Source organism: Streptomyces hazeniae, from assembly GCF_031845485.1.
Lineage (GTDB): Bacteria > Actinomycetota > Actinomycetes > Streptomycetales > Streptomycetaceae > Streptomyces > Streptomyces hazeniae.
In genome coordinates this window covers 1-453 of record NZ_JAVREQ010000182.1, presented here as the reverse complement: position 1 = coordinate 453, position 453 = coordinate 1, and the positions used below count along the sequence as shown (strand labels likewise).

1 protein-coding gene is annotated in these 453 nt (G+C 64.5%); it reads left to right on the top strand.

Annotation, left to right across the window (positions count from 1 at the left end; all coding sequences use genetic code 11):
• Positions 1 to 66: 66 nt before the first annotated feature.
• On the top strand, positions 67 to 453 hold a 387-nt coding region (locus RM572_RS29220; RefSeq protein WP_311676365.1), incomplete at its 3' end, for a lysophospholipid acyltransferase family protein.

Below are 453 nucleotides of genomic sequence, written 5' to 3'. Positions count from 1 at the left end.
AGCCACAACATGGCCTGGGTACAGTTGTCGCAGAGCATTGCGCGGTGCGCACAAGGTGGAGGGTCCATGTGGTATTGGCTGTTCAAGTACATCCTGTTGGGCCCCGTGCTGGCCGTCCTCGGCCGGCCCAAAATCACTGGGCTGGAACATGTTCCGACCGACGGTCCGGCGATCCTGGCCAGTAATCACCTGGCGGTGATGGATAGTTTCTACCTGCCGCTGGTGGTCAGCCGCCGCATCACCTTCCTGGCCAAACAGGAGTACTTCACCGGTACCGGGATCAAGGGCCGGTTCCTGGCCTGGTTCTACACCGTCGTCGGCCAGGTGCCGATCGACCGCACCGACGCGGATTCGGCGCAGGCGGCTCTGACCACCGCCAAGCGCATCCTGGGCGAGGGCAAGCTGCTCGGCATGTACCCCGAGGGCACCCGCTCACCGGACGGCCGCCTCTAC